This is a genomic window from Salinicola sp. NYA28a (assembly GCF_976982775.1).
The window spans coordinates 3,147,476-3,168,173 of record NZ_OZ334582.1 but is presented as its reverse complement, the minus strand read 5'-3'; the positions used below and the strand labels follow the sequence as shown (position 1 = coordinate 3,168,173).

Annotated in this window: 23 protein-coding genes; 14 read left to right on the top strand and 9 right to left on the bottom strand. The window is 62.9% G+C overall.

Features of this window, described 5'->3' with window-relative positions; genetic code table 11:
• Positions 1-87: 87 nt before the first annotated feature.
• The 5 genes from ACWHY3_RS14275 to ACWHY3_RS14255 all read right to left on the bottom strand — a co-directional run bounded on the left by ACWHY3_RS14275 (position 88) and on the right by ACWHY3_RS14255 (position 4,247).
• The gene (locus ACWHY3_RS14275) at positions 88-1,122 is read right to left on the bottom strand and encodes a nucleoid-associated protein (protein WP_448126825.1); all 1,035 of its coding nucleotides are present in this window, start codon (positions 1,120-1,122) and stop codon (positions 88-90) included.
• An 89-nt stretch (positions 1,123-1,211) separates the two neighbouring features.
• The gene (locus ACWHY3_RS14270) at positions 1,212-1,973 is read right to left on the bottom strand and encodes an ABC transporter permease (RefSeq protein ID WP_448126824.1); all 762 of its coding nucleotides are present in this window, start codon (positions 1,971-1,973) and stop codon (positions 1,212-1,214) included.
• The gene (locus ACWHY3_RS14265; RefSeq protein WP_087718379.1) at positions 1,970-2,971 is read right to left on the bottom strand and encodes an ABC transporter ATP-binding protein; all 1,002 of its coding nucleotides are present in this window, start codon (positions 2,969-2,971) and stop codon (positions 1,970-1,972) included. Before ACWHY3_RS14265 ends, ACWHY3_RS14270 begins: the two co-directional genes overlap by 4 nt.
• 316 nt (positions 2,972-3,287) lie before the next feature.
• On the bottom strand, positions 3,288-3,959 hold the full coding sequence (locus tag ACWHY3_RS14260; protein ID WP_332779150.1) for a phosphoribosyltransferase: 672 nt from the start codon (positions 3,957-3,959) through the stop codon (positions 3,288-3,290).
• Between the two features lie 120 nt (positions 3,960-4,079).
• Positions 4,080-4,247, bottom strand: a complete 168-nt coding sequence (locus ACWHY3_RS14255) for a DUF3008 family protein (protein ID WP_448126823.1) — start codon at positions 4,245-4,247, stop codon at positions 4,080-4,082.
• A 73-nt stretch (positions 4,248-4,320) separates the two neighbouring features.
• On the opposite strand from ACWHY3_RS14255, the gene tnpA reads away from it, so the two are divergent.
• The 5 genes from tnpA (at position 4,321) to ACWHY3_RS14230 (ending at position 7,827) form a co-directional block, all read left to right on the top strand.
• Positions 4,321-4,611, top strand: a complete 291-nt coding sequence (gene tnpA / locus ACWHY3_RS14250) for an IS66 family insertion sequence element accessory protein TnpA (protein WP_087721070.1) — start codon at positions 4,321-4,323, stop codon at positions 4,609-4,611.
• Complete coding sequence (gene tnpB / locus ACWHY3_RS14245) at positions 4,608-4,952, top strand: IS66 family insertion sequence element accessory protein TnpB (protein ID WP_087721071.1); 345 nt, start codon at positions 4,608-4,610, stop codon at positions 4,950-4,952. Before tnpA ends, tnpB begins: the two co-directional genes overlap by 4 nt.
• A gap of 28 nt (positions 4,953-4,980) precedes the next feature.
• Positions 4,981-6,612 (top strand): IS66 family transposase, encoded by a 1,632-nt coding sequence (gene tnpC / locus ACWHY3_RS14240; RefSeq protein ID WP_179208974.1) that lies wholly within the window; start codon positions 4,981-4,983, stop codon positions 6,610-6,612.
• Positions 6,602-6,871 carry a hypothetical protein gene (locus ACWHY3_RS14235; protein ID WP_087721073.1) on the top strand — a complete coding sequence of 90 codons (270 nt, stop codon included), beginning with the start codon at positions 6,602-6,604 and terminating at the stop codon, positions 6,869-6,871. Before tnpC ends, ACWHY3_RS14235 begins: the two co-directional genes overlap by 11 nt.
• 368 nt (positions 6,872-7,239) lie before the next feature.
• Entirely contained in the window at positions 7,240-7,827 is a 588-nt protein-coding gene (locus ACWHY3_RS14230; protein WP_448126822.1) for a BPSL1445 family SYLF domain-containing lipoprotein, read from the top strand.
• A 102-nt stretch (positions 7,828-7,929) separates the two neighbouring features.
• On the opposite strand, the gene ACWHY3_RS14225 is transcribed toward ACWHY3_RS14230, so the two are convergent.
• Entirely contained in the window at positions 7,930-8,658 is a 729-nt protein-coding gene (locus ACWHY3_RS14225) for a YebC/PmpR family DNA-binding transcriptional regulator (RefSeq protein ID WP_448126821.1), read from the bottom strand.
• A 229-nt stretch (positions 8,659-8,887) separates the two neighbouring features.
• Between ACWHY3_RS14225 and dbpA the strand changes: the two genes are divergently transcribed.
• From dbpA to ACWHY3_RS14210, 3 genes are all read left to right on the top strand, one after another.
• A complete protein-coding gene (gene dbpA / locus ACWHY3_RS14220) occupies positions 8,888-10,342 on the top strand; it encodes an ATP-dependent RNA helicase DbpA (protein ID WP_448126820.1) in 1,455 nt (484 codons plus the stop codon).
• Positions 10,343-10,374: 32 nt separating this feature from the next.
• Positions 10,375-11,235 (top strand): PA4780 family RIO1-like protein kinase, encoded by an 861-nt coding sequence (locus ACWHY3_RS14215; protein ID WP_448126819.1) that lies wholly within the window; start codon positions 10,375-10,377, stop codon positions 11,233-11,235.
• Between the two features lie 164 nt (positions 11,236-11,399).
• On the top strand, positions 11,400-12,407 hold the full coding sequence (locus tag ACWHY3_RS14210) for a zinc-dependent alcohol dehydrogenase family protein (RefSeq protein WP_448126818.1): 1,008 nt from the start codon (positions 11,400-11,402) through the stop codon (positions 12,405-12,407).
• A gap of 85 nt (positions 12,408-12,492) precedes the next feature.
• Here ACWHY3_RS14210 and ACWHY3_RS14205 read toward each other — a convergent pair whose 3' ends face one another.
• A complete protein-coding gene (locus ACWHY3_RS14205; RefSeq protein WP_256961109.1) occupies positions 12,493-13,314 on the bottom strand; it encodes a transporter substrate-binding domain-containing protein in 822 nt (273 codons plus the stop codon).
• A gap of 285 nt (positions 13,315-13,599) precedes the next feature.
• On the opposite strand from ACWHY3_RS14205, the gene ACWHY3_RS14200 reads away from it, so the two are divergent.
• From ACWHY3_RS14200 to ACWHY3_RS14190, 3 genes are all read left to right on the top strand, one after another.
• Entirely contained in the window at positions 13,600-14,223 is a 624-nt protein-coding gene (locus tag ACWHY3_RS14200; RefSeq protein WP_332779154.1) for a LemA family protein, read from the top strand.
• Entirely contained in the window at positions 14,223-15,029 is an 807-nt protein-coding gene (locus ACWHY3_RS14195; RefSeq protein ID WP_332779155.1) for a TPM domain-containing protein, read from the top strand. Before ACWHY3_RS14200 ends, ACWHY3_RS14195 begins: the two co-directional genes overlap by 1 nt.
• A 166-nt stretch (positions 15,030-15,195) precedes the next feature.
• Positions 15,196-15,831, top strand: coding sequence for a TPM domain-containing protein (locus ACWHY3_RS14190; RefSeq protein ID WP_087718388.1), 636 nt, complete (start codon positions 15,196-15,198; stop codon positions 15,829-15,831).
• A gap of 89 nt (positions 15,832-15,920) precedes the next feature.
• Here the strand turns inward: ACWHY3_RS14190 and ACWHY3_RS14185 are convergent, their stop codons facing one another.
• Complete coding sequence (locus ACWHY3_RS14185; RefSeq protein ID WP_087718389.1) at positions 15,921-17,342, bottom strand: DEAD/DEAH box helicase; 1,422 nt, start codon at positions 17,340-17,342, stop codon at positions 15,921-15,923.
• 496 nt (positions 17,343-17,838) lie between these two features.
• Between ACWHY3_RS14185 and ACWHY3_RS14180 the strand changes: the two genes are divergently transcribed.
• From ACWHY3_RS14180 to ACWHY3_RS14170, 3 genes are all read left to right on the top strand, one after another.
• Positions 17,839-18,999: a glycerophosphodiester phosphodiesterase gene (locus ACWHY3_RS14180; RefSeq protein WP_448126817.1), complete on the top strand. Its 1,161-nt coding sequence runs from the start codon at positions 17,839-17,841 to the stop codon at positions 18,997-18,999.
• A 73-nt stretch (positions 19,000-19,072) separates the two neighbouring features.
• Positions 19,073-19,375 (top strand): cupin domain-containing protein, encoded by a 303-nt coding sequence (locus ACWHY3_RS14175; protein ID WP_448126816.1) that lies wholly within the window; start codon positions 19,073-19,075, stop codon positions 19,373-19,375.
• 89 nt (positions 19,376-19,464) lie between these two features.
• Positions 19,465-19,677, top strand: coding sequence for an SEC-C metal-binding domain-containing protein (locus tag ACWHY3_RS14170; RefSeq protein WP_448126815.1), 213 nt, complete (start codon positions 19,465-19,467; stop codon positions 19,675-19,677).
• A 6-nt stretch (positions 19,678-19,683) separates the two neighbouring features.
• Here ACWHY3_RS14170 and ACWHY3_RS14165 read toward each other — a convergent pair whose 3' ends face one another.
• Positions 19,684-20,598: a LysR family transcriptional regulator gene (locus ACWHY3_RS14165; protein WP_087718392.1), complete on the bottom strand. Its 915-nt coding sequence runs from the start codon at positions 20,596-20,598 to the stop codon at positions 19,684-19,686.
• Positions 20,599-20,698 lie beyond the last annotated feature (100 nt).

Here is a 20,698-nt window from a genome sequence, read left to right as displayed (position 1 = left end):
TGCAGTAGGTTTCGATAAGAAAGATGGCCCACTCCGGCAAGGGGTGGGCCTTTTTCGTTGGAACGGCGACAGTCGTGCTGACTGGATTTAGCCCTTGCGCTGCTTGATCTGCTCCTTCAACTGCCCGGGAACCTGTTTGATGATCAGGCGGTCGCGCTCGTCATCGTATTCGATGCTGTTGCCGAGCAGGTGCGAGTCGAAGCTGATCGAGACGCCGCTGGCGCGGCCGGCAAAGCGCTTGAACTGCTGCAGGGTACGCTTGTCCGGCGGGATCTCGGCGGCCAGCCCGTAGTCCTGATTGCGGATATAGTCGTAGAACGCCTTGGGTTGCTGCTCGTCGACCAGCTCGGAGAGCTCGTCGAGCGTGATCGGCTCGCCGCGCTTGGCCTGGCCGTTGGCGTATTCGATCAGCGTTTCGGTCTTCTCCCGGCTGGCCTCTTCGGGCAGATCCTCGCTTCCGACATAATCGCTGAACGCCTTGAGCAGGGTGCGGGTCTCCGCGCCGGCATTGACGCCTTCCTGACAACCCAGCCACTCCCGGAACGCTTCGACCAGCTTCTTGTTGCCCCGATCCTGCACGTAGGTGATGTACTGGCGCGACTGCCCGCGCTGCCACTGGGTCAGGTCGATCCGTGCGGCCAGCATCAACTGGCCGAGATTGAGTTGCTGGACGGCAATGAGGTTGAGATCGTCATCGAACCCGTAGCCGTCACGCTGGTGGAGCATGGCCAGCGTCAGATATTCCGCCTCGCCCTGACGGGAGTGCACGAACCACCAGTGGCCGCCGATCGAAAGATGCGCATCGAGCAACGGCATCAGGCTTTCGGTGGTCTGGCGGGTAAAGTCGGTGAAGTTGATTTCCCCGCTGCGATAGCGCTCGAGCTCGAAGGCGAAACGTGACGAGGAGACAGGCGCCGCCTCGCTGTCTTCGGCGTCTCCCTCCACGCCGGCTTCGCCAAAGTGCCCCCACGCCTTGGGTTTGCCGTGAAAGCTCGAATTGAAGTTCGCGAGCAGCGAGTCCGCGATCGCCATGTCGGTCATCGCCTCGCCGCAGGTCAGCGTGGTGGGTTGTTCGTCGCTCTGTTTATCGATGCGATGGGCGCAGGCTTGCAGTATCGGCATGACGTGACTCGTGAAGCGTAAAAGGGCGGGCGTCCGGTCGACGGCCCGCGAAAGAAAGACGACGGCGTGTTCGGGTTGGGGTCTTCGTCTCAGGGGCGAAGACGAAAGCCGGTACGGAAGATCCAGCTGATCACGCCCAGACAGACCGCCAGAAAGACGCCGATCATGATCAGGCTGGCAACCACGCTGACATCGCTGATGCCGTAGAAGCTCCAGCGAAAGCCGCTGACCAAGTAGACCACCGGGTTGGCCAGGGTCACCGCCTGCCAGAACGGCGGCAGCATGTCGATGGCGTAGAAACTGCCGCCGAGAAACGTCAACGGCGTAATGATCAGCAGCGGCACCAGCTGCAGCTTCTCGAAGCTGTCCGCCCAGATGCCGATGATGAAGCCGAGCAGGCTGAAGGTGATCGCGGTCAGCAGGAGAAACAGCAGCATCATGAAGGGGTGCTGTATATGCAGATCGACGAAGAAGTTCGCCGTGCCGAGAATTACCAGCCCGAGAATCGCGGATTTCGACGCGGCGGCGCCGACATAGCCGAGCACGATCTCGAAGTACGAGATCGGCGCCGACAGCACTTCGTAGATGGTGCCGGTGAACTTGGGGAAGAAGATCCCGAACGAGGCGTTCGACACGCTCTGCGTGAGCAGCATCAGCATGATCAGGCCGGGCACGATGAAGGCGCCGTAGCTGACGCCTTCGACCTCCTGAATGCGCGAACCGATGGCAGCGCCGAAAACGACGAAGTAGAGCGATGTCGAAATGACCGGAGAGATCAGGCTCTGCAGCAGCGTGCGCCCGGCGCGGGCCATTTCGAAGAAGTAGATGGAGCGGACGGCTTGCAGGTTCATTGGCGCTCTCTGACCAGGTTGACGAAGATATCTTCCAGCGAACTTTGCTTGGTATGCAGATCCTTGAAGCGGATCCCGGCGGCCTCGATCTCGTTGATCAGCGCGCTGATGCTGACGTGATCGCTGTCACCGGCCTCGCTGGCGTCGTAGGTATAGACCAGCACGTTGCCGTTCTCCGCCAGCGTCAGCGGGTAGTGGGCCAGCGCCGGCGGAACGCTGGCCAGCGGTGTCTGCAGGTGCAGAGTCAACTGCTTGCTGCCGAGTTGCCGCATCAGGGTCGCCTTTTCCCGTACCAGCACGATCTCGCCGCCATTGATGACGCCGATGCGGTCGGCCATCTCTTCGGCTTCCTCGATGTAGTGCGTGGTCAGGATGATGGTCACGCCGCTATTGCGAAGCTCCCTGACCACCTCCCACATGTCACGCCGGAGCTCGACATCGACACCGGCGGTGGGCTCGTCGAGGAACAGGATTTCCGGCTCGTGGGCCAACGCCTTGGCAATCAGCACGCGGCGCTTCATGCCGCCGGAGAGCGTGATCAGCTTGTTCTTGCGCTTGTCCCACAGCGACAGCGCCTTGAGCACGCGCTCGATGTGGGCATCGTCCGGCGCCTTGCCGAACAGCCCACGACTGAAGCGCACCGTGTTCCATACGGTCTCGAAGGCATCGCTGGTCAGCTCCTGCGGTACCAGGCCGATCTTGGCCCGTGCGGCACGATAGTCGGTGACGCTATCGTGGCCGTCGACCGTCACGCTACCGCCGGTAGCGTTGACCAGCCCGCAGATGATGCTGATCAGGGTCGTCTTGCCGGCGCCATTGGGGCCGAGCAGGGCGAAGATCTCGCCGCGCTGGATCTCCAGGTCGATCTGCTTCAGCGCTGAGAAGCCGGAATCGTAACGCTTGGAGAGGCCGCTGATGGCGATCACCGGCGGCGGGCTCGCGGCGGGCGTCTCGGTGCGCGGCGTGGGTTCCGGGGCTGTGGGCGTCTCGTGACTCATGCAAACCCTGCTTCGTGACGGCGTTAGGGGCCGTTATTGTAGGCGAAAAGCGGGCTCGTCTGGAGTCATCATCTGCCACGGAGAGAAAACGCGCAGGATCGGGCGGCGGCATGGGTGCGTCGCATGTGATGAGTGGGCTGAACGAACTGGAAGGACTGGAGGAACTGGAGGAACTGGAGGAACTGGAGGAACTGGAGGAACTGGAGGAACTGGAGGAAAGAAACGGGTGAACAGGTCACGGCGGGACGAGATCGGGAAACGTCGTGGTTCATGCTGTGTCCGGTCGAGCTTCAGGCGCCTGTAGCCTGTCCGGAGGTCACGACTCGGGAGCCTTGGTCTGTGCCAGCAGCTCGATCACCTCTTCGTCGGTGGTCTGGTCGAATTCCTCGTAATGACTGCCGACGGCGCTGAAATCGATCGGTGCCGAGAGGCAGACGATCTCATCGGCCCAGTCGCGAAGCTGGTCCAGTGCCTCTCTCGAGGCAACCGGCACTGCCAGTGTGACATGCCTGGCGCCCTGCTTCTGCATCGCCTCCAGCGCGGCCCGGGCGGTGCCTCCCGTGGCGATGCCATCGTCGACGACGATCACCGCGCGTCCGGCGACATCGACGGCGGGGCGGTCGCCCAGGTAGCGGGTCCGGCGGCTTTCGATCGTCTTCAACTGACGCGCTTTCTCGTCCGCAAGATAGGCATCCGATGCACCGGCCATCTCGACCAGTTCGGCATTGAGATACAGCTGGGGAGGATCGCCATCCACGACCGCACCGATACCGAATTCCGGACGGCCCGGTGCCCCGATCTTGCGTACCATGATCAGGCTCAATGGCAGATCCAGCGTTCGGGCGATTTCGAAGGCAACGGGGACACCGCCGCACGGTAGCGCCAGGACGAGATCCGCTCTTGGCGCATCGATCAACTGCTCGGCCAATTGACGCCCGGCATCGCGGCGATCGGCGAAGCGTGGGATGACGGTGAAAGAATGACGCATCGGCCGTCTCCTGAATCCATGAGGGCCTTGGCTTGGTGCGACCATAGCTAGGTGCGACCACGGGCCGCGCGGCACCTCGGTAAGCGAACCGCGAAGCTCGCTATCCGCAATGTTCGAGATTCAGGATTTGTGATTGTGCTTGGGTTTGTCCTTGCGAGAGGCCGATGCCATCTTCTCGAGTTCCTTTTCATCCATCGAATCGTACATCGACTTCGATGCACCCTTGAGTTCGCTGGCCTTCTTCTCGCCACGTTTGGCAGCGAGTGCGGCACCAGCGTAAGCGTTCATTCCAGGACGCCCTGCCATCCCAGCGAGCGTGACCCTAAAGTAACCTCACACTCATCAACACGAGGTTACTCTCATGAGCAAGCGCCGCACTCCGGACCAATGGCAGGGTCTGATTGATCAGCAGCGCCACAGCGGCCTGTCCGCGCTGCAGTTCTGTAAGCAACAAGGCATCGGTTATGCCAGCTTTCGCAGCTGGCGCAAGCGGCTTTGCGAAAGCCCGGTCTCTGACTCGACCGAGACCGAGCAGTCGGATTTTCTGGATCTGTCGGCATTGATGGGCGCTTCGCCGTCTTGCGGGCCAGGTTGGACTATTGTGTTGAGTCTGGGTAATGGCGTCGAACTGCGGCTGAGCCAGAACGGATGATCGGGCTCGATAGCCAGGCCCGGATTTGGCTGTGCACCGAGCCCACCGACATGCGTAAGTCCTTCCGGGGACTGAGCGCGCTGGTACGCAACCAGCTCAACCGCGACCCGCTCAGTGGCCAGTACTTTGTGTTCATCAACCGGCGCAAGACCCAGATGAAGATGCTGTACTTCAGCCGCACCGGTTATTGCTTGTGGGCCAAGCGCCTGGAGCGGGGTCAGTTCCAGGTGCGTGCGTCAGCGTCTGGCCAGCGAGCGTTGACGCTGGCCGATCTGCAGCTGCTGATCGACGGCATTGAGGTGCAAAAAGTTCGCCGCTTCAAGCGTTTTTCAGCAGCGTAAGCACTCAGGGTCCGGTATAATAGCGGCCATGAAATCAACTGCTTGCACGCCTGAACCCACCGCACCGTCTCACTCGGCCCTGGTCGAGGAGAACGCGCTGCTGCGCGAGCAGGTTCAGGGGATGCAGCGCCAGCTGGATTGGTTCAAGAAGCAGCTGTTCGGCCCCAAGTCCGAGAAGCAGGTCTTTGACCTGCCGGGACAGGACAGCCTGTTCCAGCCGGAGCAGGCGCCCGTCCCGGACAAGGCGCCCGAGGATGACAAGCGCACGGTCGGCGCCTATCAGCGCGGCACCGCCAAGAAGCAGCGCGACGATGACTGCTTGAACGATACCGGTCTGCGCTTCAGCGCCGATGTGCCGGTGGAAGTCATCGAGCAGCTGCCGCCGGAGCTGACTGGGCCGGACGCCGATCGGTATGAAATCCTCGGAACCAAGACTACCTTCCGGCTAGCCCAGCGAGCGGCCAGCTATGTGGTACTCCAGTGCGAACGCCCGGTATTGCGCCGCAAAGGCACCGACAAGCCAGTGACCGCCCCGGCGCCGCCCAACGTGCTCGACAACAGCCTGGCCGATGTCAGCCTGCTGGCCGGACTGCTGGTGGACAAGTTCCAGTTCCATCTGCCGCTGTACCGCCAGCATCAGCGCATTCAGCAGGCTGGGGTCACCGTCAGCCGCAGCACGCTGAGCAACCTGGTCAAACGCGCCATCGATCTGCTGCGCCCCATCGTCGATGCCCAGACCGATAATGTGCTGCGCAGCCGGGTGCTGGCCATGGACGAAACGCCAATCAAGGCCGGCCATCAGGGCCGGGCTGGCCCGCAAAAAGGCAAAATGAAATCCGGCTGGTTCTGGCCGCTGTACGGCGATGACGATGAGGTGGTGTTCACCTACTCCAACAGCCGTGGACGGGGCCACATCGAGCAGGTGCTGAGCGAGCAGTTCACCGGCACGCTGATCAGCGACGGGTACGCCGCCTATGCCCGCTACGCCGCAGCACAGGACGGCGTTACCCATGCCCAGTGCTGGGTCCACGGCCGGCGTTACTTCATCGAGGCCCAGAAGGAGCATCCGCAGCAGGCTGGCGAGGCGCTTCAGCAGATCGCCAAGCTCTATCACAACGAAGACAACATCCGTGCTCAACAGCTCACTGGCGAGACGAAGCGCCAGTACCGGTTGGCGCACTCGAAGCCAGTCGTCGACGACTTCTTCCAGTGGTGCCGCGATCAGTTGGAACGTGGCGAGCTGTTGCCCAGCGATGCGCTGACCAAAGCCCTGAATTATATGCTCAGCCGTGAAGCGAGCCTGACCGTGTTCCTGGAAGATCCAGACGTACAACCGGACACCAACCACCTGGAGCGGGCGCTGCGCCCCATTCCAATGGGCAAGAAAAATTGGATGTTTTGCTGGACGGAACTCGGCGCCGAACACCTCGGGCTCATCCAAAGCCTGATCACCACCTGCAAACTGCATGACGTCAATCCGTACACCTATCTGGTGGATGTGCTGCAGCGCATCAGCCAACACCCGGCCAGGGAGGTCGCGCAACTGACGCCAAGACGGTGGAAGACCCACTTCGCGGACAAGCCGTTACGCTCGTTGCTCGATCCCCGTCATCCGCACAGACAGCCCGAATCACCAGAGGCCGTTCGCCATGCGCATTGATGAGATGACCCTCGATCAGTTACTGGAGCTCAATGACGTCATCTGCCAGCGCATCGATGAACTCAAGGAACAGGAAACCCTGCAGGCGCTGAGCCAGCTGCGTGTCGGGCTCAAGGTCTCCTTCAGCACCCGGGAGGGACGGGCGTTCGGCATCGTTACCAAGATCAACCGCAAGAGCGTGATCGTGCTGGCCGAAGACGGAACCACACAGTACAAAGTCTCGCCGCAATTACTGACACCGCTTCATGAAGTGAAGTGATCAGCTTGCCTGGGGGCGTCTACTACGTCCCCGAATGAACGCTTACGCACCAGCGGCCATTTGCTGGGATTCGGACTTGGCTGGCATGAGCTGTCTCCTTCGTGTCGGCACCTTTGGCTATTCGTTGGCGTTGAACCGCCTATTCGCTAGCGTAGAGCGTCGGATAACCCTTGCCCAAGTCTGTGGGCCACGAATGGTGGCGTTCCTTAATCGCCATTAATCGGCGTCTGGGCCTTCCCGCTCGAGCGCAACGCCAGGAAGCCGCAGAAATCGCCAGGCTGGGCTATACCTAATAGAGCAAACGATATTCACAAGACACACGACGAAACGGCAACGTCAACGAAATGACTCATTCAGGAGAACCACGCATGTCGCATATCCTCTGGCGTCGAATTGCCTTGAGCATCATGGCCGGTGTGTTGCTGGCCGGCGGGCTTAGCGCCTGCACCACGACGACTTCCGCCGACCGCGAAAGCCGAATATCGCAGCGGGAGCAACTGGATCAGGACGTACAGCAGACGCTGGATCGGCTCTATCGATCGGTGCCGGCTTCCCGGGCGTTGGCCGACCGTGCGGAAGGCGTGCTGGTCTTTCCGGGCGTACTGGGCGCCAGTTTCATCGTTGGCGCCAGCCACGGTGATGGATCGCTGTTGGTCGATGGTGCCAAGGCGGGCTACTACACCACGACCAGCGGTTCGATCGGCTTTCAGGCCGGCGCGCAGTCGCAGGCGGTCATCTACATGCTGATGACGGAAAAAGCGCTCAATCGGGTACGTAGCGACAACGGCTGGTCCATCGGCGCCAGTGCCGGCGTCGCGGTCGCGGACATCGGCGCCAACGGCCAGATCACCAACGACACCGCCAATCAGGAAGCCGTCGCGTTCGTGATGAACAACCAGGGGATTCAGGGCGGGGTGTCGTTGAACGGCGCCAAGATTTCCAAGGCCAGCCCTTGAAGCGGTTCGCCCCTTGACGCCGAATTCACCGGCCCGAACGCAAGAAACCCACCGCGAGGTGGGTTTCTCGTTGATGACCGAGCAGATCTCGAAGCGAGCGCGTCAGGCGTTCTCAGGCAGCTCGGCGTTGTGATAGACGTTCTGTACGTCGTCGAGATCGTTCAGCATGTCGATGAACTTCTCGAACATGGCCACGTCGTCGCCTTCCAGCGGCGTGTGGGTCTGCGGCAGGAACTGGATCTCGTCGGCTTCGAACTCGATCTCACCGAAGGTATCGATCAACGCCTGCTTCGCCTTGGCGTATTCGGTATGCGGAGCGAATACCGTGATTCGGCCCTCTTCGCTTTCGATGTCGGTGACATCGACATCGGCTTCCATCAGCGCTTCGAGCACGGCTTCCTCGTCCTCGCCGGCGAAAGCGAAGATCGCGCAGTGATCGAACATATGGCTGACCGAGCCCTGGGTGCCGATCTTGCTCTTGGTCTTGGTGAAGCAACCGCGAACGTCGCCGAAGGTCCGGTTCGGGTTATCGGTCAGGCACTCGACGATCACCATGCAGTTGCCGGGGCCGAAGCCTTCGTAGCGCGCCGGCGAGAAATCTTCGCCCCCGCTGCCCTTGGCCTTGTCGAGGGCTTTTTCAATCACGTGCGAGGGCACCTGATCCTTCTTCGCCTTGTCGATCAGCCCGCGAAGCGTCAGGTTGCCGGAAGGGTCGGTACCACCGGACTTGGCGCAGACATAGATTTCGCGGCCATACTTGCTGTAGACCTTGGTCTTGGCATCGGCCGTTTTGGCCATGGATTCCTTGCGGTTCTGGAAGGCCCTACCCATTGTCACTACCTATCAGGTTGTCAACGACGGGCGAGATTTTACGCAACATTGCGCTGATGTTGCAGGTTTATTTGGCCTTTCTTGCCCGGATCGCCTGCCCCGGGGGACGAGACGGCGTCAATCACCGCGCGCTCTGGTATTCTGCCGCGCCCGAACATGACATGGTGAGACACGAGACGTCCGCCGGTTGATTGTATCGATCCCTTCTTCTCGACCAGGAGCGCTTGCCGTGTCCGAGATCCACCATCCCGAAACCAGCCACGCCCAGGCCGAAACCAGCCACGCCAAGGCCGAACATCCCGAGGCGTTCTCTTCGCTGCCGCTGGTGCCGGCGCTTCTGGATAACCTGGAATCGCTGGGCTATCTGGCGATGACGCCGATCCAGGCTGCCAGTCTGCCGCCGATCCTGCGCGGCCGGGACGTGATCGGCCAGGGCAAGACCGGCTCCGGCAAGACCGCCGCCTTCGGACTGGGGCTGCTGTCGGCCCTCGATGTGTCACGCTTCCAGGTTCAGGCCCTGGTGCTTTGCCCCACCCGCGAGTTGGCGGACCAGGTCGCCGAAGAGCTGCGCCGGCTGGCGCGAATGCTGGCCAACGTCAAGATTCTCGCGCTGTGCGGGGGTGCGCCGCTGGGGCCGCAGTTGAACTCGCTGTCGCACGGGGCGCATGTCGTCGTCGGCACGCCGGGGCGCATCGAGGAGCATCTGCGCAAGGGCTCGTTGGAACTCTCGTCTCTCGCGGTGCTGGTACTGGACGAGGCGGACCGCATGCTCGACATGGGATTCCAGGCCGCGCTGGAGGCCATCGTCGCGGCCACGCCGACGACACGCCAGACGCTGTTGTTCAGCGCCACCTACGGGGACAGCGTACGGCCGGTCGCCGAGCGTATGCTGCGCGAACCGGTGAAGGTAGAAGTGGCCTCGACCCACAACGAGCAGAGCATTCGCCAGCACTTCCACCGGGTCGCCGACGAACCAGCTCGTCTTGCTGCGCTATGCCAGTTGCTGCTGCACTACCGGCCGGAATCCAGCGTGGTGTTCTGCAATACCAGGCGCGAGACGCAGGCCGTGGCGGACGAGCTGATGTCGGCGGGGTTCAGCGCGGAAGCCTTGCACGGTGATCTCGAGCAGCGCGACCGCGACCAGACCCTGATTCGTTTCGCCAACAAGAGCCTGTCGGTTCTCGTTGCCACCGACGTGGCCGCGCGCGGGCTGGATATCGATGCCCTGGATGCGGTCTTCAACTATCAGATCGCGCGTGAACTCGAGGTTCACGTGCACCGCATCGGGCGGACCGGACGCGCCGGGGCACGCGGCGTTGCCTGCACGCTGCTGACCGAGAAGGAAGCCTATCGGCTCGAACGCCTCGAGGAATTTCTAGGCGAGAGCCTGCCCGTCGAACCGCTGCCCGGTCGTGCCGGCGCCGGGCAGCAGCCCTTTCAGCCGCGTATGGCGACCCTGCAGATCGATGCCGGCAAGAAGCAGAAGATCCGCCCGGGGGACGTGCTGGGGGCCTTGACCAACGGCGACGATGCCATCGATGGCGATCAGGTCGGCAAGATCAAGGTGCTCGATCGCAGCGCCTACGTCGCGGTCGAGCGCGGGGTGGCCAGGCAGGCGCTGGCGACGTTGAGCGCGGGTAAATTGAAAGGGCGCAGCTGCCGGGTGCGCCGAATTGGACGCTGAGGCCAGCAGGAACCTGTGAGGATAGCGAAAGCATGAAAGTACCCAAGCGATTGCAGCCGTTGGTCGAGGATGGCCTGGTGGACGAGGTCGTCAGTCAACTGATGAGTGGCAAGGAGGCCCAGGTTTTCGTCGTTCGCTGCGGGGAGGAGCTGCGCTGCGCCAAGGTGTTCAAGGAGGCCAAACAGCGCAGCTTCAAGCAGGCGGTGGCCTACCAGGAAGGCCGCAAGGTACGTAACAGCCGTCGGGCGCGGGCGATGTCGAAGAAGACCCGCTATGGCCAGCGCGAGCAGGAGTCGGCGTGGCTGAATGCGGAAGTCGACGCGCTCTATCGCCTTGCCGAGGCGGGCGTGCGGGTGCCGACGCCACATGGCTTCGTCGACGGCGTGCTGCTGATGGAGATGATCGTCGATGCCGAGGGCGATGTGGCGCCACGCCTCGATGACGTCGAATTGACGCCGGAGCTGGCGCTCGACTATCACCAGCGTCTCATCGGCGAAGTCGTCCGGATGCTCAGCGCCGGCCTGATTCACGGCGATCTGTCGGAGTTCAACATCCTGGTCGGCGCCGAGGGGCCGGTAATCATCGACCTGCCCCAGGCGGTGGATGCGGCCGGCAACAACAACGCGCCGTGGATGCTGGTACGCGACGTCGACAACCTGCGCGGCTATTTCGGCCGTTTCGCCCCGGCGCTGTTGAAGACCGACTACGGCAAGGAGATCTGGGCGCTCTACGAGGCCGGCGAGCTCCATCCCGAAGTCCGACTGACCGGACGCTTCACGCCGGATACCACGCTCGTTGACGTCAGCGACGTCATGCAGGTGATCGACGACGCGCGCGAGGAAGCGGCGGAGCGACAGGCGCGGGAACGGGACGACGACGAAGAGAGCTGGTGACGCGACCCGCGCTCCGCAATCTGCAATGGCGTGCCGGCAACGGGCAGCGGCATCGCCGACAGAGCTTGATCGCCGACAGAGCTTGATCGCTGCCGGAGGAGAGCGTCTACACTCTCGTTACCATCAAGCGATCCATCGAGGTCGTTTCGTTCAAGGAGTGTTTCATGCAAGTCGTCAATCTCAAATCCCCCGGTGGCCTGGATCAGCTCAAGCTCCACGAGGTCGAAGGCCCCGGCGAGCCGGGCCTGGGGGAGATCCGGGTTCGCCTTCACGCCAGTTCGCTCAACTTCCATGACTATATCGTCGTCAGCGGCAAGTCCCCGACCGAAGAAGGGCGGATCCCCATGGCCGATGGCGCGGGCGTCGTCGAGGCCGTGGGCAAGGGTGTCACCGAGTTCGCGGCCGGCGATCGTGTCGTCTCCACCTTTTTCCCGCACTGGCTCGACGGGCCGGCACGCGTTGCCGACTTCAAGACGGTGCCGGGCGATGGGGTCGACGGTTATGCCCGCGAGCAGGTGGTGCGGCCCGCCCAGTGGTTCACGCACGCCCCGGAGGGCTATACCCATGCCGAAGCCGCCACGCTGACTACGGCAGGGCTCACGGCCTGGCGCGCGCTGGTCGTCGACGGCGGGCTCAAGGCGGGGGATACCGTGTTGACGCTGGGGACCGGCGGCGTCTCGATCTTCGCGCTGCAGCTTGCCAAGGCGATGGGTGCGACGGTCATCTCCACCTCGTCGTCCGAGGACAAGATCGCCCGGCTGAAGGCGCTGGGCGCCGATCATACGATCAACTATCGTGAAGAGCCGGAGTGGGGCAGGAAAGTCCAGGAATTGACCCAAGGGCGCGGCGCCGACCACGTCATCGAGGTCGGTGGTCCGGGCACGCTGCCGCAATCCATCGATGGCGTCGCGATCGGTGGGCATATCTCGCTGATCGGTGTATTGACCGGTCGCGGCGGAGATATTCCCACCTCCAAACTGATGGCAAAGCAGGCCCGGCTACAGGGCTTGATCGTCGGCAGCCGCCGCCACCAGATCGAGATGATCCGCGCGCTCGAGGTCATCGGCCTCAAGCCGGTCATCGACTGCTCGTTCTCGCTGGATCGGATTGCCGATGCCTTCCGTCATCAGGAGTCCGGCAAGCACTTTGGCAAGATCTGCCTGGAGTTTTAAGCGCTTAGAAGGAAGAGATACGAAGCGCTAGAACGAGAGCGCCGCCGGGATATCCCTGGCGGCGCTTTTTATCGTCTCGGCGGCGTCAGGTATTTGACTTGCGAGAGGCGGGACGCAGGTCGTAATCGAAGTATTGGTGCATCAGGTCTTCGAACGTGCCGTCGGCGTAGACGCTGTCCAGCGCCTGATTGAAGACTTCGGCCAGTTCCTTGTCGCGGGGGCGAACCGCAATCGCGTTGCCTTTGCCGAAGATCGACTCCGGACGGTCGATCCGCGGGCCGACCTGAACGAACTGGCTGTCGGCGTTGCCGATCTCCAGCGAGTCCAGCGCGACCGGATAGTTGAGAAACGCCAGGTCCAGGCGCTGCGACTCCAGGTCCAGCGCGACATCCGCCGCCGTGGCGTAGCGCTGGATATCCAGGGTGTCGGCGTACTGCTGCGTGATGTAGCTGTCCTGCGTGGTGCCTCGCTGCACGCCCACCGAAAGCCCCTTCAGCGAGGCCGGATCGTCGAGAGAGATATCGCTGCCGCGCCGCGCCACCCAGACCTTCGGCGACATGGCGTATGGCCTGGTGAACAGCACCTGGCGTTCGCGCGCCGGCGTGATGCGCATCGATGACATGATGGCGTCGTACTTACGCGAGAGTAGCCCGGGGATGATGCCGTCCCAGCCCTGAACGACCCACTCGCAGTCGAGTTTGGCACGCTCGCAGAGGATGTTGCCCAGATCGATCTCGAAGCCCGCCAGCTCGCCATCGGCGTTGCGATACTCGAACGGCGGGTAGGGCACGTCGACAGCGATGCGAACGTGCTGCGGCGTGGCGGCATGCGCACCGCCAGCGAGACCCAGGCCGAGGGCCAGTACCGCGAAGGGACGGGCAAAGCGAGCGTTAAAACGTTGTGTCACGCGGAAAAATCCTTTGTCGATGGGCCTTTCGACGGCCCTTTTCTGCTTGTTGGCGATCTACCGACAACGGCACCCCGGGGTTGATGGCGCCGTCATCAACATGGTGACGCAGGCGATAGTGAATGACCAGCGACGGCAACGCCGACCGAACACGAAGGAATTCACCTTCCCAAGCCGCTGGCCAACCTGTAACTTGGCGTCATCGTCGTTTCGATGTCTTCGCACCACCGTGACACGCTCGAGTTGTCGAAACGGCTTATTCTGAATTCTGATCGGGAACCTTTCATGCAGACACCTGTGACCGCCTTGTCCGTCGCCGCTCGCCAGCCGTGGCGGTGGATGCTGCTGCTGGTAGTGATGCTGTCGCTCTCCGGCTGCGGCATCAACAATATTCCGACCCTGGACGAGCAGGTGAAATCGGCCTGGTCCCAGGTCGAGAACCAGTATCAGCGCCGTGCAGATCTGGTCCCCAATCTGGTGGAAACCGTCAAGGGCTTCGCCAGCCAGGAACGTGAGACGCTGACGGCCGTTGTCGAAGCGCGAGCGAAGGCGACCTCGATTCAGGTCGACGCCGATACGCTGAACGATCCTCAGAAGATGCAGCAGTTCCAGCAGGCCCAGGGGCAGCTGACCGGTGCGCTGAGCCGGCTGATGGCGGTCTCCGAGCGCTATCCGGAACTGAAGTCGAACCAGAACTTCCTGGCGCTGCAATCCCAACTGGAAGGGACCGAGAACCGGATCGCCGTGGCGCGACGGGATTTCATCCAGGCGGTCGAGGCCTACAACACCGAGATCCGCACCTTCCCCGGCAAGATCTGGCATAGCGTGCTCTACAGCGACATGCCGATTCGGGAGAACTTCGAAGCCACCACGGAGAATGCCGATCAGGCGCCCAAGGTGGAGTTCTGATGCGCTGGCCGGTTCGACAATCGTACAAGTGCGCTGCGTCGCTGATGCTTGGTCTGTGGCTACTGGCCTTCGCGCTGGTCGCCCAGGCGGCGCCGGATTTCCCCGAGCTCACCGGGCGGGTCGTCGACAATGCCGAACTGCTCGACCCCGCTACCCAATCCCAGCTGACCGATATGCTGGCGGCCCACGAAGAGGCGACCTCCGAGCAAGTGGTGGTGGTCACTCTGCCGAATCTGCAGGGTGAAGCCATCGAGGATTATGGCTACCAGCTCGGGCGGCATTGGGGTATCGGCCAGGAGGGCGAGGACAACGGCGCGCTGCTGATCGTGGCGGTGGACGAGCGCGCCGTGCGCATCGAGGTCGGCTACGGCCTCGAAGGCCGGCTGACCGACGCCCAGTCTTCGATGATCGTCAACCAGATCATCACGCCCGCATTCCGCGAGGGCGACTTTGCCGGCGGTATCACCCGCGGGGCCGAGGCGATGGTCAAGGTGCTGGGTGGCGATCCCATGGCGGAAGCGGCGCCGCAGCAACAGCCCGATCGTCAAGCGTCACGCCATATCGGTGGCGCGGGCTTCTGGTTCTTTGCCTTGTTCATGATCGTCATGTTGATCGTCCGTAGTGGCGGCGGCGGTGGTGGCCGTGGCGGCAAACGGCGCCGGCGCGGCGGGTTCCTCGGTGGCGTGCTGATGGGGGGTGCGCTGGGCGGTGGGTCCGGCGGCTTCGGTGGTGGTGGTTTCGGCGGTGGCGGCTTCGGTGGCGGCGGCGGCGGTTTCGGCGGCGGCGGTGCCTCCGGTGGCTGGTAGGGAAACGCTGAATAAATCGGCGAGCAGGATGAAGCGCAAGACGCACGGAGCGCAGAGAACGAGGCATAACATAGGGTTAGGCGAGTTTTCGAGCACCGCGCAACGCAGCGATTCGCCTGCGCAGCCATTTAGGCAGTGTTCCCGTAGACGACAGGATAACGACAGCATGTCTTTATTGAACGAAAGCGAACAGCGGCAGGTCGGCGACGCGATCACGCGGATCGAGCGCGACACCGATGCCGAAGTCGTCACTGTCCTGGCACGCCAGGCCGATGACTACACCTACATTCCCTTGTTGTGGGCCGGGCTGACGGCGCTCATCGTGCCGGGCGCGCTGAGCGTCATCGCCAACTGGCTGGGTTGGCTGGACGGCATCAGTGCCTGGTATCTGCTGCTGGTGCAGTGGCTGGTCTTCATCGTGCTGGCGGTGGTGTTTCGGTTGCCGTCGATACTCACGCGCCTGATCCCGCGCCATGTGCGCTTCTGGCGCGCTTCCAATCTGGCCAGGCGCCAGTTCCTGGAGCAGAATCTGCACCATACCGATGCCGGTACCGGCATGCTGATCTTCGTCTCGGAAGCCGAGCGCTACGTGGAGATCATCGTCGATCGCGGGATCTCGGCCCAGTTGAGCGACGACACCTGGCAGTCGATCGTCGAAGCGTTTACTGCCCGCGTCAAAGCCGGCGAGACGCTGCAGGGCTTTCTCGACTGCATCGAGAGCTGTGGCGACCTGCTGAAGACCCATGTGCCGGCGACCCACGAGCGTAACGAGCTGCCCAATCGGCTGGTCGTGCTCGACTAGGTTTCCCGCGTCGGCACGGCACCCGAATACGATAACGCCACCGTCAATGACGGTGGCGTTGTCGTTGATGCCGAGTCAGGCGTCGCGGTTCAGACGTTGCCGTTGGGCGTGCCGCCGCCACTGCGGCGTTGTCCACCCTGGGAACGCCGCCGCCGACGTGCAGGCGCGTCGCCATTGCGGTTGCCGCTGTCGCCCCGGTTGCCTTCGCCGCGATTGCCACTGGCACCGCTGCGCTGGCCCGAGGATGAGCCACGACCACCGCCGTTGCCGCGTCCGCCCGCGTTGTTGCCGCGTCCGCCACCGTTACCGCGACGCTGGCCACCGCGTGGCTGACGGCCCTCGTTGTCGTCGACCTTGGGGCCGCCGCCGGGTGTCGGTTCGAATCCTTCCACCGCCTCGCTGTTCAGACGCTGGCTGATCAGACGCTCGATGCCGGCCAGTTCCTTCTTCTCGTCCAGGCTCACCAGCGAGACGGCCTGGCCGCTGGCGCCGGCGCGGCCGGTACGGCCGATGCGGTGGACGTAGTCCTCCGCCACGTTGGGCAGCTCGAAATTGACCACCTGCGGCAGCTGGTCGATGTCCAGTCCGCGAGCCGCAATGTCGGTTGCGATCAGCGCGCGGACGTTGCCGCTCTTGAAGTCGGCCAGCGCCTTGGTGCGTGCGTTCTGGCTCTTGTTGCCGTGAATCGCCGCCGCCTCGATACCCTGGCCTTCCAGATACTTGGTCAGACGGTTGGCGCCGTGCTTGGTGCGGGTGAAGACCAGCACCTGCTGCCACTGATGCGTCTGGATCAGGTGCGACAGTAGCGCCGGCTTGCGGCTCTTGTCCACCGGGTGGACCCACTGCTTCACCGTCGCAGCCGCGGCGTTGCGCGGCGTGACCGACAGCTCGACCGGATCGTTGACCAGGCCCTTGGCCAGGTTGCGGATATCGTTGGAGAAGGTCGCCGAAAACAGCAGGTTCTGACGCTGCTTGGGCAGCACGGCCAGAATCTTGCGGATATCGTGGATGAAGCCCATGTCGAGCATGCGATCCGCTTCGTCCAGTACCAGCACTTCTAGCTTGTCGAAGCGAACCACTTTCTGCTGATGGAGATCGAGCAGGCGGCCCGGCGTGGCGACGAGAATGTCGACGCCCTGGCGCAGGGTGGCGATCTGCGGGTTGATCTTGACCCCGCCGAAGACCACGGCGCTCTTGAGCGGCAGGTGCTTGCCGTAGGTCGCCACGCTTTCGCCCACCTGAGCGGCGAGTTCACGGGTCGGGGTCAGGATCAGGGCACGTACCGGGATCTGTGAGCCGCCCTGGGGGCGCTCACCTTGAGACAGGCGGTGAAGAATCGGCAGGGTAAAACCTGCCGTCTTGCCGGTGCCGGTCTGTGCGGCTGCCATGACGTCTCTTCCCTCGAGGACGGCGGGAATCGCCTGTGACTGAATCGGGGAAGGGGTGTCGTAGCCCTGTTCGGCAACGGCTTTCAGCAACGGGGCACTAAGGCCCAGTGAGGCAAAACTCATTCGGTATTCTCTAGGTCGCGGCGAATGGCGAAGCGAAGCGGCTACGCTCTACCGGGGAATGCCAGTGCTGGCTGATGCGCCTGGAGGCGGCAAATAGGAGGGTCGTCAACTCTTTCAGCTTCGCGTGACGACGGTCAGACAGGTAACGGCAATGGGAACGCAGCTTAACGCATGTGTGCCGCCGCCGCCATCCCGGAACCGCGACTATCGAGAATTGATCCGGCGACTCGTCTGACTCGGAAGGGGAAATGGCTCGGCACCAATGACAAGGGCTCCAGGCGAAGTAAGGACTGACTGGGGCGACGGTGGGATGTCACTGCGTCCGGCGCTGGCTATGCTGGATCAACATACGCCGTTCGGCCACAACGCCCGGGTTTCGAGAGCGCCGGTGAAATCGACGCCCTGGACCTGACTTGGTCGCCAGCGTGTCATCGGGTAGCGTCAACCTTGTATCCGGCAGGAAGAGCCCGATAACGGATGAACGAAGGAGATAACGATGACCATTGCGACACGTCACTGGCTACTGGCCTGTGGTGTCAGCCTGATACTGCCGATCGGCGTGGCCCAGGCCGCCGATACCGCCGGCGACGGCGAACCGCAAGGCTCGACACTGTGCACCAAGATTCCGATTCCCTGCGATGCGGTGATCGCCCACCGCGGCGCCTCCTACCAGGCGCCGGAGTCGACCCGACCGGCCTACCTGCTGGCCCGGGATCTGGGCGTCGACTATCTGGAGCTGGACCTGCAGCGAACCCAGGATGGCGTGCTGGTGGCGGTTCACGACAACTCGCTGGGGCGCAACACCAACGTCGCCGAGGTATTCCCTGACCGAGCCGACGCGCCGGTATCGAGCTTCACCCTGGACGAGCTCAAACGGCTCGACGCCGGCAGCTGGTTCAATGCCGCCTATCCGGATCGTGCCCGCGACAGTTATTCGGGGCTCGAGATCCTGACGCTGGACGAGGTCATCGACATCGCCGAAGGGGGCAAGAATCACCCCGGGCTCTATATCGAAACCAAGGTGCCCGAGCAGTTTCCCGGAATCGAGCAGGACTTGCGTGACAAGCTCGAGGCGCGGGACTGGCTCGGCAAGGCAACGAAATCTCGACCCGCCGCCGAACAGGGCGCCGTCAGGGTTGGCGATACGCCGGGTCGCGTGGTGATGCAGACCTTCTCGAAGGCCAGCCTGCAGGCGCTGGAAGAGACCATGCCGCAGGTGCCGCGTGTGCTGCTGCTATGGCTGGGCGAGGGCGGTATCGAGGCCGCACCGGGCACGCCGCAGGGCGACGACGAGAGCACGGCCGACTATTATGCGCGCCAGCAGGTCGCTTCACCCGAGGCGTATCGAGCCTGGCTCGATTTCGCCAAGGATCATGGCGCCATCGGTGTGGGGCCTTCGGCGGTGCAGTCCGAGCATGACGGCGCCTTCAGCAGCCAGTTCAGCTACACGGACCTGGCCGAGCCGTGGATGATCGGCATGGCGCACGACGACGGCATGCTGGTGCATCTCTACACAGTGGACGAGCCGGCGGACTTCGAGCGTTATCGACAGCGCGGCGTCGACGGCTTCTTCACCAACCGGCCGGAGCAGTTGCTGGAATTCTACGGCCAGCCGTCTCAGGATCAGGACGCCATTCTGAAACGTTACGGCTACTGAGCGCCGTCGCGACGTATCGGGCACCGGCTCCGCGCCGGTGCCGAACATTGATTGTCTAACGAGGATTTGAATCATGGATGCTTCACGGCCCGAGACTCGTCCGCAGGCCCAATCGAAAATCCAGGTCGACAACGACCGGGTTCGAGTCACCGAGTGGCGCTTCCCGCCGGGTGCCGAAACCGGATGGCATGCGCATGAGTACGACTATATCGTGGTGCCCCAGAGCACCGGCAAGCTCGAACTCGAGACACTGGACGGCCACACGTTTTCGGTGCTGGAAGCGGGAGTTTCCTACTATCGGGACAAGGGCGCCGAACATAACGTGGTCAACGCCAACGATGTCGAGTTCGTGTTCGTCGAGATCGAACTCAAGTAGCGCTCGCGGGCCGCAAGACGATGGCGCCGCCGCGATCCGTGGAGGATAATCTCGCCCCGGTTATCCTCCCTTCGTTACGGTATCGCCAGATGACTCAATCTCACGTTCACGGCCCGGACTGTCAGCACGATCACGACCATAGCCACGACCACGGCGCCCCCGGCCACGTCCATGGTCCGCACTGCCAGCATCACCACCACGAACCGCAGGCCCCGGTGCGCAACGCCTTCAAGGACGTGGGGCGCAACGACCCTTGTCCCTGCGGCAGCGGCAGGAAATTCAAGAAGTGTCACGCCGGTTGAAGGCCGTCATGGCTTGCCGGCTTCCATCATCGCCTTGAGGTGTTCGAGAAACGCCTCGGTCGCCGCCGGTAGCGTACGGTTGGCCAGTGTCTGCAGCTCCACGTGGCGGGCATCCATCCCCCCATCGCGGATGGGCACCGCCACCAGCCGATCGTGTAGTAGCCGATGCCGAATCGAGATTTCGCCGGCCAGTGCAATGCCGCCACCCAGCATGGCGAAATTCACCAGCGCCTCGGTGTAGTTGCTGGTGAAGATCGATTCGAAGATCAGGTTCTGTTGACTGCAGCAGATATCGAACAGCTGGCGCAGCGTGGTTTCGGGCGGCGGCAGGGCGACCGGATGCGGCTGCAGCTGCGCCAGCGTTACCTGTCGTCGACCGGCCAGCGGATGGTCGTGGGCCATCAGTGCCTGAATGCGCGAACGCTGGCGTGACGCCACCTGGATGTCGCGCTCGGGCGCCAGACTGAAGGTCAAGCCGATATCCGCTTCTCCCTCGCGCACCTTGCGCGTCACTTCGGCCGGCGAACTCACGCTGAGCCGAAACTGGATGCCCTGATAACGGCGTCGAAACTCGATGATCGTCAGCGGGATGAAATCGACCGCGAACCCTTCCGAACAGGCCAGGCGCACCGTGCCGCGTTCGAGCCCCTGCAGGGCCTGAATTTCGCTGGCCACGCGTTCGGTTTCCAGTTGCATTCGCCTGGCATGTGCAGCCAGCAGCTCCCCGGCGGCACTCGGCACCATGCCTCTGGCGCGCCGTTCGAACAGCTGGGTACCGAGCTCGTGTTCGAGACGTGCGATCTGCCGGCTGATCGCCGAGGCGGCGACATTGAGCCGAACCGAGGCCTCGCTGATCGAACCGCTTTTGACCACCGTCAGGAAATAGCGCAGGGCGGTTTCCTGCAGCGCGCGGCTATTCATCTCCACGAATACCGGACATGAAATGCTCCCCATTGTTTTTATTAAAGTTTGCCGAAATGGCAATGGTTGATTCTAAACATTGTACTTGTGGCATGGATAG

Bases quoted from the DNA above. Each gene is read 5' to 3' on its own strand.
- ACWHY3_RS14175 (WP_448126816.1), top strand. From the start codon at position 19,073: ATGGATGCTTCACGGCCCGAGACTCGTCCGCAGGCCCAATCGAAAATC.
- tnpB (WP_087721071.1), top strand. From the start codon at position 4,608: ATGATCGGGCTCGATAGCCAGGCCCGGATTTGGCTGTGCACCGAGCCC.
- ACWHY3_RS14230 (WP_448126822.1), top strand. From the start codon at position 7,240: ATGTCGCATATCCTCTGGCGTCGAATTGCCTTGAGCATCATGGCCGGT.
- ACWHY3_RS14235 (WP_087721073.1), top strand. From the start codon at position 6,602: ATGCGCATTGATGAGATGACCCTCGATCAGTTACTGGAGCTCAATGAC.
- ACWHY3_RS14190 (WP_087718388.1), top strand. From the start codon at position 15,196: ATGTCTTTATTGAACGAAAGCGAACAGCGGCAGGTCGGCGACGCGATC.
- tnpA (WP_087721070.1), top strand. From the start codon at position 4,321: ATGAGCAAGCGCCGCACTCCGGACCAATGGCAGGGTCTGATTGATCAG.
- ACWHY3_RS14270 (WP_448126824.1), bottom strand. From the start codon at position 1,973: ATGAACCTGCAAGCCGTCCGCTCCATCTACTTCTTCGAAATGGCCCGC.
- ACWHY3_RS14180 (WP_448126817.1), top strand. From the start codon at position 17,839: ATGACCATTGCGACACGTCACTGGCTACTGGCCTGTGGTGTCAGCCTG.
- ACWHY3_RS14185 (WP_087718389.1), bottom strand. From the start codon at position 17,342: ATGAGTTTTGCCTCACTGGGCCTTAGTGCCCCGTTGCTGAAAGCCGTT.
- ACWHY3_RS14215 (WP_448126819.1), top strand. From the start codon at position 10,375: ATGAAAGTACCCAAGCGATTGCAGCCGTTGGTCGAGGATGGCCTGGTG.
- ACWHY3_RS14200 (WP_332779154.1), top strand. From the start codon at position 13,600: ATGCAGACACCTGTGACCGCCTTGTCCGTCGCCGCTCGCCAGCCGTGG.
- ACWHY3_RS14210 (WP_448126818.1), top strand. From the start codon at position 11,400: ATGCAAGTCGTCAATCTCAAATCCCCCGGTGGCCTGGATCAGCTCAAG.
- ACWHY3_RS14260 (WP_332779150.1), bottom strand. From the start codon at position 3,959: ATGCGTCATTCTTTCACCGTCATCCCACGCTTCGCCGATCGCCGCGAT.
- ACWHY3_RS14165 (WP_087718392.1), bottom strand. From the start codon at position 20,598: ATGAATAGCCGCGCGCTGCAGGAAACCGCCCTGCGCTATTTCCTGACG.
- tnpC (WP_179208974.1), top strand. From the start codon at position 4,981: ATGAAATCAACTGCTTGCACGCCTGAACCCACCGCACCGTCTCACTCG.
- ACWHY3_RS14195 (WP_332779155.1), top strand. From the start codon at position 14,223: ATGCGCTGGCCGGTTCGACAATCGTACAAGTGCGCTGCGTCGCTGATG.
- ACWHY3_RS14225 (WP_448126821.1), bottom strand. From the start codon at position 8,658: ATGGGTAGGGCCTTCCAGAACCGCAAGGAATCCATGGCCAAAACGGCC.
- ACWHY3_RS14255 (WP_448126823.1), bottom strand. From the start codon at position 4,247: ATGAACGCTTACGCTGGTGCCGCACTCGCTGCCAAACGTGGCGAGAAG.
- ACWHY3_RS14170 (WP_448126815.1), top strand. From the start codon at position 19,465: ATGACTCAATCTCACGTTCACGGCCCGGACTGTCAGCACGATCACGAC.
- ACWHY3_RS14275 (WP_448126825.1), bottom strand. From the start codon at position 1,122: ATGCCGATACTGCAAGCCTGCGCCCATCGCATCGATAAACAGAGCGAC.
- ACWHY3_RS14265 (WP_087718379.1), bottom strand. From the start codon at position 2,971: ATGAGTCACGAGACGCCCACAGCCCCGGAACCCACGCCGCGCACCGAG.